This is a genomic window from Photobacterium kagoshimensis (assembly GCF_050337045.1).
Lineage (GTDB): Bacteria > Pseudomonadota > Gammaproteobacteria > Enterobacterales > Vibrionaceae > Photobacterium > Photobacterium kagoshimensis.
Map to the genome: position 1 here is coordinate 1 of NZ_JAKJSO010000008.1, position 14764 is coordinate 14764.

Genomic DNA, 14764 nt, shown 5'->3' on the forward strand with positions numbered 1-14764 from the left:
GTTTTTTATTGGGATTATATTTAATGGGTAAGGCTCTAGTAGTTGCATTACAATCTGGTTAATTCTGTAATAACTGCGAAGCTATTGCTTGATCAACAGTATACTCATATTCGTCAACGCCAGTTTGTTCATATACGTCATGCTCATCTAAAAAATAGTTGCTATATTAATGTCGTTGGTCCTGATTTTAATAACTCCGTTTTAATTCCCAGTGAATGCAAAGGTTAACGCACCAGATGCGTTAATAGCATTAGGTAATTAATCTCAATACCGTGTTAACCCTTCTAGGGTTATTATGGCAAAAAGTTAAAGTGGGTTGAATTTATTGCTAATAAATAGACTGCCGTATATGCAGTCTATTTTTTTGTTGCCATTTTTAATTGCGCATTTCGAATGATGATTCATCAAGAAACATATTTGACTTTATGTTTTCTGTAAATTTATCTGCTCTCGCTTTAATGTTATCTATGTTGTAATCTATTTTTTTATTGTCTGTTTGAATATTTATTTCATCGCTAATTATATATTCTATGTTTGATTTAAGAATAAATTCATCATGGTTTTTGTTGAGGTTTTCTTCAATAAACATATAATATATAGCTTTGGTTTTATCTTTAATAACACCTTGTGATCCATCAGTGTATGCTATAGATAATGTAGCAGCTGCTCGTGAATAACCTAAGTTAATTGCTTTAAAACACCATTCTAATCTCTCATCTAAGCTTAATATGTTCTTATAATAAAATAAGCTTGTCATAGCTGGTGCATATCCATGATTAGCTGCTGTTAATAAGTGTTTATATCTTGTTTCTTTAGAACTTAACAAGCTTATTGTTCTTGTCAATGTGTATCCACCTAAAGGTATTGCTTTTTCAAATAGCTTATTGTATCTATACTGATTATAGAATGGAATTATTTGCCATAAAGGTGACTCTCTGAGTAATAACATACTCATGGCTTTACCGCTTCCATTCGCTGCTTGTTTATTCCAAATTGATATGGCCTTATCTTCCCATGCCTGATCACAAGGCCAGCTTAAATAGCTACACGGACTGCCATCTCTAGGCACAAGTCTATCCATTGCCCAAGGATTCCCCTTTTTCGCTGCTTTTAAGAATGTATGACCAGCTTCAAACATTTTATCTGTTCGATACTGTGATGCGCCAAGCCAATATGTTGCTTCTATATCGCCACTGTTAGATAGAGACTCAAAAATAGGCATTGCTTGCTTATATTCTCTCTGATTGAATAGTTCAATACCATCGCTCAAAGTATTTGCTCCAGCTGAAAGAGAATAAAATGTAGTTATAAATGCTAAATATTTAAAGGAGTAGGTCATGTGTCCCCCAATCAATTTCTTTGTAACCTAGTTTATAAGCATGTGATACTTTTATGTAGTCTTCTCTGTTTAATGTGACGTAATCAATGATGGACTGTTTGGAATATCCTCTCGTTCGTGATGGAATATAGAATAGGGTCATTTTAGTTGTACCTATTTCTAAGAGTGATAAAAATCTACCGAAGCAACTTTTAGCTTGCCTTAAATATAAGTCACGTTCATTTGGATTATCGAATGAATTATAGTTCTCTTCTTTTCCTCTTAAGAAAAAAAGGTGAAGTTCGATTAAATTTATTTTGTAAAATGTCCACTTTTCATTACTATCTAAATTTTTATTGCTGTTCATGCGTTGCACTGCATTTTCAAATTTCCTTATTCCAGATTCTCTTTTTCCATGCAGTATTTCTCTCAGTATTAATAGAATTGCATTTCGTTGTGAGTTGTTTTTATCAGCAGATATTCTCACTTCTTCAATATCTCTTTTACCTAGTTTCCACATGTTAGGCTCTTGATATACTATAAGCGAAGTTAATAGCTTAGATAATGTTTCTGCTGGCATGTTTTTTATCCATGCCTTATTCTTCTTATATTCCTCTTTGTTTATGAATTCAGCAATAAGATGTGAATTCCTTTCTCTCATAGATTCTCTATCTAATTCTAAAAGCATGTTATATGGCATTTTTGCGACTTCTGCAAAAGTGAACCCAAACGAAATAGATATTGCTATAATTGTGTTAAATAAGCTAAATGAACTGATACCATCTACTTCTTCTTCATCAAAGAAGGCGAAACGGTGAAAGTCATCTCTGCTCATCAATTCCATTAGCGCAATGAAAAGATCATCTATAGCATCGAAATTAACTTCAGTTGAAATCTTACCACCAAGTCCAACACCTTTAGTTAAGCCTAGATTAAATATAAAAATCAATTTTCTATTATGAACTGCGATTTTAAAAAATAACTCGCAACCGACACCCATGGTCGCTCTTACACCAGCACCAGCTTTTATTATGTTAGTAGCGGCTGTATTTTCATCTTTCTGCCAATTAAAGGCTGCTTCTAAACATCCACCAACTTCAATACCAGCAAAAGTCTTCGTATGAGTTGCAAAACCGGATCTTAGTTCCTTTCTATTCATTGTCTGATTTCGAGCTATAACTTCGGTGAAACTGGTATCAATGCTGTCGCTTCCACGTACACCAAGTTTACCATCTCGCCTGTCATTTATTGTGAGCTCTGAGCTGAGGTGTACACTGGCTGCGATAGCGCCATATATTTTGCCAGTAAAGACAAATGTAAATAGACCAAGTGAAACTTCTGCTTTTTCAAAACTTCCGTCTGGCTTTCTTTTTAAGTATGGAACCATAAACTCACTTTTTTCTTTATCTGGAAAAGTAAGCTTTAATTCTTGTGTAGCTGTCGCTAAATTTACCCCTGTTTTGTAATCCGCTTTGACTCTTAAAGAGGCAGTACTCGGCCCAAATAAATCATTATCTGCTGCTACTGACCCTTCTGAAACAAAACGAAAAAATTGTGCGCCACCATTCGTTTCATATTGACCTTTTACACCAAAAAGATCGAACTCATCTTTTGTCCAAGGAAAAAGAGTGTTTTCTGGGATGTTATCTGGCCCTATGTATGCGCTATTTTCAGCAAATTTGAATTCATAATATTTAACTTCGTTGTTATTTTTAATTTTATTTACTAATTGAGCTGAGTCACTAGCAATTCTGCCATCTCCAGTTGCACCACCTGCTGATGGCACTTCATACTTTTTGCTGCAACCTTTGTTTTTCGATTTGTTATCACTTAGTATAGGGCAATTACTTCTAATAAATAGCCTTGATAAACAGTCAGATGCAAGGGAACATTCGACTATAGATATATCATTATTACCTGAATCAGGTAATATGTTATTGTTTAGGTTTATCGGTAGCCATGATTTTAGATTTAGAATAACATTGTTAGGAAGTTTTTGTTGAATAACACCATTGTATGAAGGTGAGTAATTATGAATTGCATACTCTAACAGTGGCGATTCTTTTTTTAGTTCAATTGTTTTTTTTATATTTTTTATGTCTTCATCAAGAATTGATACATATAAAAATATTTTCCTTATATGCTGAATGTAGTCTTGATTTTTTTCAATTATGGTGCTGAATTCTTTAATTCTAATAACGATGGTCTTTAATATAATAAGTCTTAGAGCATAAATAGAATAATACCCTAATTGGATTTCATTTGAATGGACCATTTTTTCCAGAAACTCAAGTAAAATGCTGATGGTTGAGTTTTCTTTGAGTGCTATATCCCTGAATTGTTCAACTTCTTTATGACCGGAAAATAATTCTTTTTCATTAAGTATTTGTTCTAAAAGCACRAAGCCATTACTGTTTATGTTCTTTAAGCATTCGATGAATTTTGCTTCATGACTTTTAATACCGCTACTTTTAAGTAATAGAGTAAATCTAATTCCAACGTTTTTACTTAAAAGACTTGTTGCATTTGGATGAATACGATCTTTCCATTTGCTATAAAATTTATTTGCTTTATATAAATCAATTATTTTTGACTCATGGTTTAATCCACTTTCATCTAATTCAATATTCAATCCAACTTTGTTTTTATATTTTAGTAACTTACTGAGGCTTTTTTCTACATTAAGTTGTCGTTTGGATGTGTAATAGCCTCCAGCACTAGAAAATTGATAGGTGTCATCACTATTCCCTATGAAAATTTTAGTTGCATTTGTTTTTGCTTTGTTTTCAAATTCTTTAATTTTTTCAGCAATCTGTCTTTTTATTATTTGTTGAAGGTTTATGATTTTATTTTTATTTTTTGTGTTTGCTCTTAAAATTTGTTCTCTTTTATTCGCTATTATTGCGCCATTATATGTTGCTACAAATTTGGTGTCTTTATCTCCAAACTCTTGCTCAATCTTTGATAAATCTATTTTGTGTTTTGCATTTATGCTTTTTGTATTTTCGTTGGCATCAATTATGCCTATAGATTCATCATTAAATGGAATATCTAGTAGCTCTTGATAGATTACCATTTCAAGCCATTTTTCTTTTAAAAGAGCTCTCTTGTAATTTATCTTGTCTCCGCGCTCTAGGAATCTTTCGTGAACAACGCTATTATATTTATCTAAAATTCCAAGCTTGGAAAAATTTTTCAACCTTGTTTCTTTATCACCAATATTGGCATCTCTACATAATTTGCTTTCTTGAAGTACACATTTTTTACCTTCTTCTGTAAGAAGTAAATATTCGGATTTTCCGCTATTAGGGTGTTCTGGAATGTAAAGCGCATCAACAATTAGTTTTTCCTTTGCTTCACATAAAGCGGATGATAGGTATTTGTCATTAAGCTCTGGAGATGCGTCTCTTTTATCCACTTTATGATCGGGTAGTTTTGATGTTACGATTGTATTTCCATCAAAAATAGAATCAATGTTTTTTATTTGCTGGCTGTTCAATGATTGAAGATTACTGACTGAAGTATTGAATTTTAGAGCAAGTTCACTAAGTGTATCTCCTTTTTGAATTATGTAAGTGTTTTTCAAAATATCAGCTCCTTGATCATTTCTGGGCTAAAGCAATTTCTTGTATTTGAGTTTGTTATATCTATTTTAAATATAAGGTTTTTATTGATTTTGTTTGAAGCGTTTTTCGATATATAAATACGGTTTGCGTAGCAAGTAAAGTGAGTTATTATATCTTCAGTCAATTTGCTTAGCGCTTTATATAATGCTTTAGGTGAATAGTATCTGACTAAATATAATTTGCCATCATTACTGTAAGTAGTAATGTTATTCTTAAATTGTTCAATTACTTCCTGATGGGGGGTATCTACATATTGATAGATTATTCCGCTATTACCCCAAGTTTCATTGTGGTTCCATTTTTCCCATATATAGCAATCTGGTGTAACTTTTATCCAAAGTGGACTTAATGTTATTTGTGAAGCCCATTCTGTGCCAGAATAAAGGGAACCATACTCATAGTTATATTTCTCAAGAATAGGCTCAATATTCCCTATTCTAATGGAGTCGATTATTAAATAATAATTAGCCTGTTTCATTTATTTACACTTACATTCTTTATTAGGACAACTACCGTCATTTTTCTTCTGACATATCTCCGTAAGTGGAATATCATTTGCGGCTATAGCTTCAAGGTGAGCAGTCATTTCGGGAGTAGGTATGGTGGCTAGAGCTTGCGGGTCACTTGTTTCGCCATAACCGTTATTATTACCTCCAGCTGGGCCGCTACATTGTTCACCGATGAGCACAGTTCCATTACCTGCAATAATTTTACCACCGTGTGAGGTTGAATCGCCCATGCGTGCGGCTGGTTTACCATTAATGAATACACCTGATGATCCTGATGAAATGCTATCTGGTGGACCGATACATACAAGTTTGTCACCTTTACGTGCAGCTGGCATTCCACCTATAAATACGTTTGGTGAACCCACAGCTACGGGCCCACCGACGTGAGGGATTTTCCCAGTACGATCAGGGCATGTATGATAACAGCCAATAAATGCGGCGGGTTTACCCAAAGTAAGCCTCTTTCATTAAATAATAACGATTTAAACAATTATAAAATTTTATCAATCTAATGGAGGGCTAACAATTTTGCAGTGAGGGATTTTTAATAATAAGATTATTTTATGGATTTATATCGCAAATTTTTGAAATGTGTAATTAACAAGAAAGGTAATTAAAATAATTGAAGTTCTATAGTATAGATATCAATAATCACCTTCCATGGTGATATTGTTTAGATCTATTGTTTATTTAGCTTTTATTATATTGGTCCACATCAAATAGCTTATCGCGGATTGCCCAGAAACGACCGCTCTTCCTGGCGATAATGATTTCAGGTGGGCGCAATCTGTGTTCATTACTCGCGACTTTTGTTGGTGCTGTATCAGTAAAAGGGCGGTGCCTATCGACTAAATGTGGATTAATGAATTTTTTCAAAAAAGTTTCTTTTTGGCCTTTATTTGAAAGTGTCCAAATTTCACTGATCTCAGACCCTTCATCGCCAATATAAATAACTTTAAGCTGGGGTTTACCGAACTTATTCTTTCCTGGCTCTAAGCGCAAATCATGGCATTTCATGATCATGGCATCTTTAAGTTTTAATGCATCACGCAGTTTTTTATCAGGATCTACCATAACCGCATCGCAAAGGTGGCAACGCCTTGCAGCAATATCATTATCTGCACCACATTCTTCACAGTATTTGGCGCGGAAGCGGTAGCCACATTCTTCGCGCTCGCCTGTTTCGTCGTCTTCAAAATAGCCTTGGCAGCGACGGCCATAGTGTTCAATCAAAAAACCAGCAGGGTCTAGCTTACCCCAAAAGCTGTTTTTAAAACCGCAGGCAGGGCAGGGAACCATGATGACTTCACTATCACTGTTTGGCTTGGGATCACCAACATCAGGTTGAAATAAGTCGTAGCAGTTGCCAGCGTACTCTAAAACGAGGCATTCCTTTTTTCCTTCAAATAAGCGAAGACCACGCCCGACAATTTGTTGATACAAGCTAATTGACTCGGTTGGCCGCAAAATAGCGATTAAGTCGACATGTGGTGCATCGAACCCTGTTGTCAGTACAGACACATTTACAAGATACTTTATTTCTTGTTGTTTAAAAGCCGTGATAATACGGTCGCGTTCTTCGATGGGGGTATCACCCACAACCAGCGCTGCGTTTTCATTGGCAAGGTAACCCATGATCTCTTTGGCATGATTAACCGTTGATGCGAAGATCATGATACCGCGACGATCTTTAGCATATTCAATAACTTGATCTATGATCATCGGGGTAGCACGTGCTGATTTCTCAATAACGCTATCGAGGTCGGCTTCTTTGTAATGGCCGTTCGCGGAAGGTGTTAGACTTGAAAAGTCATAGCCCATTACAGCCATATCCATCATCTTAGGTTCGGTTAAGAAGCCTTCATCGAGTAGGTAACGAATAGGCAGTTCAAAGATACAGTCGCGGAAAAAGCGGTCTTGCTCGGTACGGACTTGACCACGAGTATGGTATTTGTAAATCCAGCCCATGCCGAGTCGATAAGGTGTTGCCGTTAACCCAAGGATCTTAATCCCTGGGTTAATGTTTTGAAGGTGGCTAATGGCTTTTCGGTATGCGCTGTTTTCATCTTCAGGCACGCGATGACATTCATCGATAACAAGCAGTGAAAATTCATTTTTAAACGCATCTAAGCTATTTGCCATTGATTGCACAGAGGCAAAGACAACTTGCTGATCGGTCTCTTTTCGACCAAGGCCCGCTGAAAAGATAGAGGCTTTAAGACCATAGCTTTCATACTTAGCATGGTTTTGTTCTACTAATTCTTTTACGTGGGTAAGCACTAATACACGTCCACGAGCGATACGTGCAAGTTCAGCAACCACAAGGCTTTTACCTGCGCCTGTAGGTAAAGTGAGCACTGCGGGTGTTGAGTGTTTGCGAAAGTAATGGATGGTCGCTTTGACACTGTCTTGCTGGTAGGGGCGAAGGGTGTACATGTGGAATGGCTGCCAGTATGAAGAAACGCAGCGAGTGTAACATAGGTCCACTGTATAGATGAACAGTGAACCTAAGATGATTTACGATGCAATATGCAAAGAGATTTCTTCTTGCTTGATAGATTTCGTCATCATGCAGAATTGGCGACGTGGGATAAATCCTTGCTTTTCATAGAAGCTGCGTGCGCCTGCATTGCCGATATTCACTTCTAGCGATAGGGCTTTAACACCATTTTGCGAAAGATGTTGTTCTATTTGAGGAAGCAATTGTGTGCCAATTCCTTGTTGGCGCCATTCTGGCTTCAAATAAAATTGATCGATTAAGCCAACTCGTCCGCCATGTTCAAGGCTAAAGCTGTAACTAATAATGATATGACCGACCAGCATTTTGTTACCAGCTTCGTCAGCTTCAATACACCAAGCTTGACCGAGTTCGGGTGTGGTAAGTAGCTGTTGTATAGCTTGTTGAGTTTGCTCTACTTTTTGAGGAAGAGCTTCATAATCAAATAATTCCTCTACTAAATTCAGTAGTTTATCAATAGATGACGTGTTTGGCGCAACAAGAGAGATGTTCATAGTCTGACCTTCATTGTTAGGCGTTCTGCTTGTAGTTATACGCGAATTATTAAGGTAAAGGTTACTCTTTTATGACCAATAAATGTCATGAATGTTCTATTTTTTGATGTGTATATCAAAGCTAAGAATATTCTTGCTTATATCAAACGTAGCGTATATCGAGTGAGTTCACACTGAAACAGATGCCGATATCGATAAGTTTTTGATGCAAGTTATAGTCCAGCTTTCTATAATGGCAGCCCATTTTGTAACACGCGGAGCCACCAATGAGGCTGGATAAATTTCTTGGTACGACATTAGGTATTACACGTCGAGAAGCCGGTAAACTACTTAGAGATAAAATGATTGAAGTGAACGGCGCTGTCGTTAAGAGTGCTTCGATGCAAATTACCGACGATTGCGATGTGGAGTTTAATGGTCGCTCATTGGCGTTAACGGGTCCTCAGTACTACATGCTTAACAAACCAGAAGGTTTTGTGTGTTCACATGTTGATGATCACAACCCAACTGTGTTTGTACTGTTAGATATTGTAAGCCCCGAGAAACTGCATGTTGCGGGGCGTTTAGATGGTGATACCACTGGCCTTGTGCTGTTGACTGACGATGGTCAATGGTCACATCGTATTACGTCACCGCGACGTGTGTGTGAGAAAACATATTACGTCGAAGTTGCAGATCCACTTGAAGAGTCTGCCATTGAGTTATTTGCAAACGGTGTTGAATTACGCGGTGAGAAAGACCTTACACGTCCAGCGAAGCTGGAGATTGTTGGTGAGCGTGAAGCGTTCATTACGATTACTGAAGGTAAGTACCACCAAGTGAAACGCATGTTTGCTGCGATTGGTAATAAGGTTGAAGCGCTGCACCGTGATCGCATTGGTGCAGTTGAACTGGATGAAGATCTAGAGCCTGGTGAATACCGTAAGCTGACAGCTGAAGAAATCGAGTCATTCAACAAATAAATCTCGCATTAATTGAGTACATAATTCGTATAATGCGTTAAGCCTTCATCCATCTTTATTGATGGGTGGGGGCTTTTTTATATCGAGCTGTTTTTTACTTAGCCTAAAATAAGAAATGTACTCTTTCTTATAAAGAAAGAGTAATCCTGTAAATATATCGTACAATAGAGAGTTCGCTGATATTTATGCATTGAAAGAGACGGTATGACCAAAGAAGAAACTCAAAAGCTTAGCTTTATGCTGATACTTATCTTAGGCGCAATTTCTGCCTTAACGCCATTGGCGATAGATATGTATCTTCCTGCCATGCCTACAATTGCCCGCGATTTGGCTGTGTCACCTAGCCTAGTCCAGAGCACATTAACGGCGTATACCGCAGGCTTTGCTATTGGTCAGTTACTACATGGTCCATTGGCCGATAGCTATGGACGCAAACCAATCATTATTATCGGTACTATTTTATTTGGTATTGCCGCGGTATTTAGTGCATTAAGTCAGAATATTGTGGAATTGACTTGGATCCGTGCTGCGCAAGGTTTTGCTGGCGCATCTGCCGCTGTGATTGTACAGGCGCTAGTTCGTGATATGTTCGAGCGTGAAGAGTTTGCCCGTACCATGTCTTTTATCACCTTGGTGATGACTGTCGCACCTCTAGCGGCACCTATGATAGGTGGTCACATTGCCGTTTGGTTTGGTTGGCGTGCCATTTTTTGGGTGTTGGCTATTTTTGCGGTGGTAGTATTGCTTGCCGTTGTTTCTAAAATTCCTGAAACGCTACCGAAAGAAAAGCGGTTACCTTTTCACCTCGGCTCAACATTACGAAATTACGCCCGATTATTAACGAATAAAACTGCGGTAGGGCTTATTTTTTGTAGTGGCTTTTCGTTTGCGGGCATGTTTACTTTTTTGACGGTTGGTTCGTTTGTATATATCGATCTCTATCATGTCAGCACTCAAAACTTCGGCTACTTATTTGGCCTTAACGTTGTTTGCCTTATCTTGATGACCAGCATTAATGGTCGAATGGTTAAGCAAAAAGGTTCGCATTGGATGCTGCGCTTTGGCTTGACTGTTCAGTTAGTAGCAGGATTTGGCTTAATTATTGGTCAGTTGTTTGGTTTAGGCTTGTGGGGTGTAGTTGTGCCTGTCATGCTTTTTGTTGGTACTATCTCTATTATTGGTAGTAACACCATGGCTTGTCTACTGTCTAAATACCCCCATATGGCGGGAACGGCTTCCTCTTTAGCAGGAACAATGCGCTTTGGTACTGGTACACTTGTTGGTGGCGCGGTGGCTCTAATGCCTGATGCAACAGTGTGGCCAATGGCATTGAGTATGGCGGCTTGTGCAGTATTATCTGCAGGTTTTTACATCTTTTTATCTCGTGATGCGTAAGTGAAGAAAATGACGCTGTTTTATCAAGAATTATACAAATTAGTGACTGAGGGCTTAGCTGAATTGCAAGCCTCTCAAGATGCAGGAAAAACCCCTGTTAACCCCGTTAGCGAAGCGCATTACATTAGCGCATGGGTAACAAAAGCTATAAAGCAACATCGTTTTGACCACTGTATGGCTAAAACCTTGATGCACTGGCAACAACAAGCACGAAGCATGGGCCAACATGCACAATTACGCTTGTTGTTTGAAAATCTTGCAGAGACTTACGCTGGGGTTATGGATGATCAGCAAGTTGCTCACACCATTACAGATAGCAATTTTCAGGCTTTTTATCAGCAGCTTGAACAGCAAGATTGGCAAGTTACGACTGAATATGAAATTAACCGTAAGGTGAAACACCACACAGATGGACAAGCATCTTTGGTGGTTTGTTGTAAGAAGTTAGACGAAGCCTTTGATGTGATTGAAGGGCAAACTGAGAAGCGCTTAATGAAGCCGCTGTCTATTTTCATTCGTGGCAATACACAGGCGTTGATTGATGCCGCATTTGCTAATGGTCTGTTGCTCTATAAAGTGACTGACTATAAATCAATTGTAAAGTATCACGGTGAGTACATTATTCACCCTGACAACAATGGTAATCATTTACCTGAGTTACCGACGCGTCAGTAATGATTAACCATGTATGTTAAAAGCGGGCTTATCCCGCTTTTTTAATGCCTGCAATTTGGAGAATTTGGGCGATCTAGTGTTACTGCGTTATTGTTTTACCGTCTTTAGCCTGTGCTTTACAGGCTTTAACCAGCGCGAAGGTCATTCCTCTGAATATGAACAGGTGCGCTGGCATCATGGCAAACCAGTAGAGTAACCCCATAAAACCTGCTGGGTGCCACCAAGCACGAATATCGATCGTGCGATGATCGCCATGATCTTCTATCGTAAATTCGAGCCGACCTAGCCCCGGCGCTTTCATGCCGAAGAGCAGGGATAAAAAATGGTTCTTACGGATTTGGATCACTTTCCAAGAATCAATGTAATCACCTAATTTGAGGTTTCCTTCAATTCGGGCGGTACGTTTTAAAGCATTGCCACCGACCAGCGCATCTAGCCATTCTCTAATTCGCCACAATCCATTGGCATAGAAATAGCCATGTTTGCCACCTAGCTGCGTGACGGCATGCCATAAATCTTCAGCACAGGCATCTGTTTTTAATGTATAGCCAGCATGTTTTGGGTAATAGCCAAAGCCTTTATTCCAGCGAGCAAGAGCATCTGGGTCGAAGCCCCAAATTTCACTTCGTACCACTTCTTCTTCATGTGCCAACGCCTCTTCAACGGCTTCATCATAAGTTAATAAATATTGCGGAATTAATGCTTGTATTGCTTCACCGTGAGCCGTTAGATCATGCTGTAAGCCACCGATTAAGGCTTTAGCTATGTCGGTAGGAACAGAGGTAATCACGCGGAGCCATTGCGCGGCTAATTGTGGTGATAAAAATGGCAGCGGTACTATGTGGATATTCTTGCCCATTAGCTTGCCAAGTTGTTTCATTTGCTGTGAATAGGTCAGCGGTTCAGGGCCTGACACATCCAATATCTGGTGGCGGCTAGGCATGAAGTGGAGTAATTCAGTTAAGTAATAAAGCAAGTTTCTAAGTGCAATTGGCGAGTTGCGTGAACGGACCCATTTAGGTGTGAGCATAATAGGTAAGTGATAGACAAAGTCGCGCATGACTTCAAAAGCGGCAGAGCCCGGGCCAATAATAATGCCAGAGCGAAGCTCGGTGATAATTTTGCCTGATCCGCGTAAAACTTCCCCTGTCGCTTTACGTGCAGCCAGGTGTTTAGACTGTCCTTTATCGGGCTGTAGTGCGCCGAGGTAGATCACGCGTTGTACTTGACTTTGTTTAAGAGCTTGGCTGAAGTGACGCGCAACATCGAGTTCATATTCGATAAAGTCGTGGCCATGTGCCATACCATGAACTAAAAAGAACACTGCATCTACGTCTTCGAGTACTGGGGTAAGGTCGGTTTTAAGGCTTAAATCGAGCTCAATAAGTTCGATATTTTGAATATTTCCCCATCCTCGTTTTTGCATGAGTGGCAAGCTTCGTCCTGTGGCTTTTACCTGATATCCGCTATTGGCTAATTCAGGTACAAGGTGACTCCCAATGTAACCCGAAGCACCGACAACAAGAACGGTTTTTATCATTACATCATGCTCCATGCGCGGCCCCAAAAGCCCCAAATAGTGTGTTTATCCGATGCTATCCTTAGCCATCCTAAACAATTAACCAACTGATGAATTATATCTTACTAAACCTTGTAAAATAGGTTGTTATTACAACTGTAGTGGATAAAATTCGACCTGTCTTTCCTTAAGGGGTCCTCCTTAACTTTTCAACCATTCAAGCTGTATGTGAGGCGACTAATGCGTCATCTGGTTATTCAGCAGTTATGTGGCGATTTTCTGCGTCGCTTACTGCTTATTGCTCTGCCTATTGCGTTACAAACCATGCTGTTTTCGAGCCGAAGTTTGGTCGATATATTAATGCTAGGCCAACTAGGTGAGCTAGAAGTTGCCGCTATTGGTATTGCGGGGAAAGCACTTTTTGTTGCGACTATCATGTTATTTGGTGTCACAACAGGTGGTGCTTTATTAACTGCGCAGTACTGGGGAGCGGGCAATCGCTCTGGTGTACAAAAAAGTACGGCACTCACTGTGGTAATGACGACCATTACTGCAAGTATTAGCGGTGGTCTTTTCTTATTTGCACCTGAATTTGTTGTTGGCTTAGCGACAGACTCACCCGAAGTAATTCACTTAGGCGCTGAGTATTTAGCGATTACTTCAGGCAGCTTATTTGCAGTGGCGTGGGGTAGCAGCATGGCTGTTGGTTTACGTGCCATGCACCAGCCAGGGATTAGTACGTTTTTTAGTGCTATCGGCATTGCTTTAAACATGCTTTTAAACTGGCTGCTTATTTTTGGTCATTGGGGCTTCCCGGCAATGGGTATTGCAGGGGCGGCATGGGCCACCTTGATCAGTGGATTAGTTGAAGTCGGCCTGTTATTTACGTATCTGTACGGTAAGAAGCATTTATTGGCATTTGATCTTTCTTTATTAAAAGAGGCTTGCCAGTGGCCTTTGGTTAAACGCTTTTTGACCTTGTCGCTGCCAACCACGTTTAATCACTTGGCTTGGTCTATGGGTATTTTTGTTTACCATGCCATTATTGGTCAAGTGAGTGTGCAAGGTTTAGCGGCTTTGTCGGTGATCACACCGATTGAGTCTTTTGCTTTGGCTATGCTGATTGGGGTGTCAAATGCAGCTGCTGTAATGATAGGTAATCAGCTTGGTGCCAATAAAATGGATGAGGCTTACCAACAAGCATGGGCGGTATCTATTTTCAATGTCGCTTGTGGTGTCGTGATTGCTGTAATTATGCTGCTGACTAAAAATACCGTTTTAGATTTGTTCTCAGCGCTGTCGCCAGAGACGCGCGCACTAACAGAGAACTTTTTCTCGATCTTAGCTGTAATGGTGATTATACGCAGTATTCCAATGACCATGATTGTGGGGGTATTACGTGCTGGTGGCGATATTCGATTCTGTTTTTACCAAGATCTTGCTGCGCAGTGGTTAATAGGGATCCCTATTACCGCGATGATGGCACTGGTGTTTAAATTACCGTTAGAATGGATTTATGCCGCGTTGGTGATTGAAGAGTTAGTGAAATGGGTCGGGTGTTTTTTCCGAGTTCGCTCTAAGGCTTGGATGAATAATCTAGTCGCATAAATGGGTTCAGTCATAAAGGGCTGAGGCAAAAAAAGCCAATATGCCCTAAGATGTTAGTGTGCTGTAAGGCGGATGGTTTTTTTGTAGGAGGTTTGTAAAACCTTGCATTTTAATCGCGACCAAACTCTCAAAGTGCTTCC

At 39.2% G+C, this 14764-nt stretch carries 10 protein-coding genes and 1 pseudogene; 4 read left to right on the plus strand and 7 right to left on the minus strand.

All coding sequences use genetic code 11. From position 1 onward, the window contains the following. Positions 1–376 precede the first annotated feature (376 nt). The 6 genes and pseudogenes from L4C35_RS00555 to L4C35_RS00580 form a co-directional block, all read right to left on the minus strand. A complete protein-coding gene (locus L4C35_RS00555) occupies positions 377–1339 on the minus strand; it encodes an SEL1-like repeat protein (protein WP_428461050.1) in 963 nt (320 codons plus the stop codon). Then, positions 1323–4904 (minus strand): LysM peptidoglycan-binding domain-containing protein, encoded by a 3582-nt coding sequence (locus L4C35_RS00560; RefSeq protein ID WP_428461051.1) that lies wholly within the window; start codon positions 4902–4904, stop codon positions 1323–1325. Before L4C35_RS00560 ends, L4C35_RS00555 begins: the two co-directional genes overlap by 17 nt. Next, positions 4901–5422 (minus strand): DUF4123 domain-containing protein, encoded by a 522-nt coding sequence (locus tag L4C35_RS00565; protein ID WP_428461052.1) that lies wholly within the window; start codon positions 5420–5422, stop codon positions 4901–4903. The genes L4C35_RS00560 and L4C35_RS00565 overlap by 4 nt, the downstream gene beginning before the upstream one ends. Positions 5423–5620: 198 nt before the next feature. Further along, positions 5621–5905 (minus strand): annotated as a pseudogene (locus tag L4C35_RS00570) (PAAR domain-containing protein); the annotation flags it as partial. Positions 5906–6143: 238 nt separating this feature from the next. Further along, positions 6144–7889, minus strand: a complete 1746-nt coding sequence (gene radD, locus L4C35_RS00575; protein ID WP_428461053.1) for a DNA repair helicase RadD — start codon at positions 7887–7889, stop codon at positions 6144–6146. Positions 7890–7970: 81 nt separating this feature from the next. After that, positions 7971–8465 carry a GNAT family N-acetyltransferase gene (locus L4C35_RS00580; RefSeq protein WP_428461054.1) on the minus strand — a complete coding sequence of 165 codons (495 nt, stop codon included), beginning with the start codon at positions 8463–8465 and terminating at the stop codon, positions 7971–7973. Between the two features lie 266 nt (positions 8466–8731). Here L4C35_RS00580 and rsuA point away from each other — a divergent pair, with 266 nt between their 5' ends. From rsuA to L4C35_RS00595, 3 genes are all read left to right on the plus strand, one after another. Continuing rightward, positions 8732–9427 carry a 16S rRNA pseudouridine(516) synthase RsuA gene (rsuA, locus tag L4C35_RS00585; RefSeq protein WP_428461055.1) on the plus strand — a complete coding sequence of 232 codons (696 nt, stop codon included), beginning with the start codon at positions 8732–8734 and terminating at the stop codon, positions 9425–9427. A gap of 204 nt (positions 9428–9631) precedes the next feature. After that, positions 9632–10822, plus strand: a complete 1191-nt coding sequence (locus L4C35_RS00590; RefSeq protein ID WP_428461056.1) for a Bcr/CflA family multidrug efflux MFS transporter — start codon at positions 9632–9634, stop codon at positions 10820–10822. Between the two features lie 9 nt (positions 10823–10831). Further along, positions 10832–11497: a DUF2913 family protein gene (locus tag L4C35_RS00595; RefSeq protein WP_428461057.1), complete on the plus strand. Its 666-nt coding sequence runs from the start codon at positions 10832–10834 to the stop codon at positions 11495–11497. 79 nt (positions 11498–11576) lie between these two features. Here L4C35_RS00595 and L4C35_RS00600 read toward each other — a convergent pair whose 3' ends face one another. Continuing rightward, positions 11577–13037: a DUF2867 domain-containing protein gene (locus tag L4C35_RS00600; RefSeq protein ID WP_428461058.1), complete on the minus strand. Its 1461-nt coding sequence runs from the start codon at positions 13035–13037 to the stop codon at positions 11577–11579. Positions 13038–13256: 219 nt separating this feature from the next. Here L4C35_RS00600 and L4C35_RS00605 point away from each other — a divergent pair, with 219 nt between their 5' ends. Beyond that, on the plus strand, positions 13257–14624 hold the full coding sequence (locus L4C35_RS00605; RefSeq protein ID WP_428461059.1) for an MATE family efflux transporter: 1368 nt from the start codon (positions 13257–13259) through the stop codon (positions 14622–14624). Positions 14625–14764 lie beyond the last annotated feature (140 nt).

What these genes read in the sequence shown, in the direction of transcription:
- L4C35_RS00555 (WP_428461050.1), bottom strand. Translation starts at nt 1,339, where the DNA reads ATGACCTACTCCTTTAAATATTTAGCATTTATAACTACATTTTATTCT.
- L4C35_RS00565 (WP_428461052.1), bottom strand. Translation starts at nt 5,422, where the DNA reads ATGAAACAGGCTAATTATTATTTAATAATCGACTCCATTAGAATAGGG.
- radD (WP_428461053.1), bottom strand. Translation starts at nt 7,889, where the DNA reads ATGTACACCCTTCGCCCCTACCAGCAAGACAGTGTCAAAGCGACCATC.
- L4C35_RS00580 (WP_428461054.1), bottom strand. Translation starts at nt 8,465, where the DNA reads ATGAACATCTCTCTTGTTGCGCCAAACACGTCATCTATTGATAAACTA.
- rsuA (WP_428461055.1), top strand. Translation starts at nt 8,732, where the DNA reads ATGAGGCTGGATAAATTTCTTGGTACGACATTAGGTATTACACGTCGA.
- L4C35_RS00590 (WP_428461056.1), top strand. Translation starts at nt 9,632, where the DNA reads ATGACCAAAGAAGAAACTCAAAAGCTTAGCTTTATGCTGATACTTATC.
- L4C35_RS00595 (WP_428461057.1), top strand. Translation starts at nt 10,832, where the DNA reads ATGACGCTGTTTTATCAAGAATTATACAAATTAGTGACTGAGGGCTTA.
- L4C35_RS00600 (WP_428461058.1), bottom strand. Translation starts at nt 13,037, where the DNA reads ATGATAAAAACCGTTCTTGTTGTCGGTGCTTCGGGTTACATTGGGAGT.
- L4C35_RS00605 (WP_428461059.1), top strand. Translation starts at nt 13,257, where the DNA reads ATGCGTCATCTGGTTATTCAGCAGTTATGTGGCGATTTTCTGCGTCGC.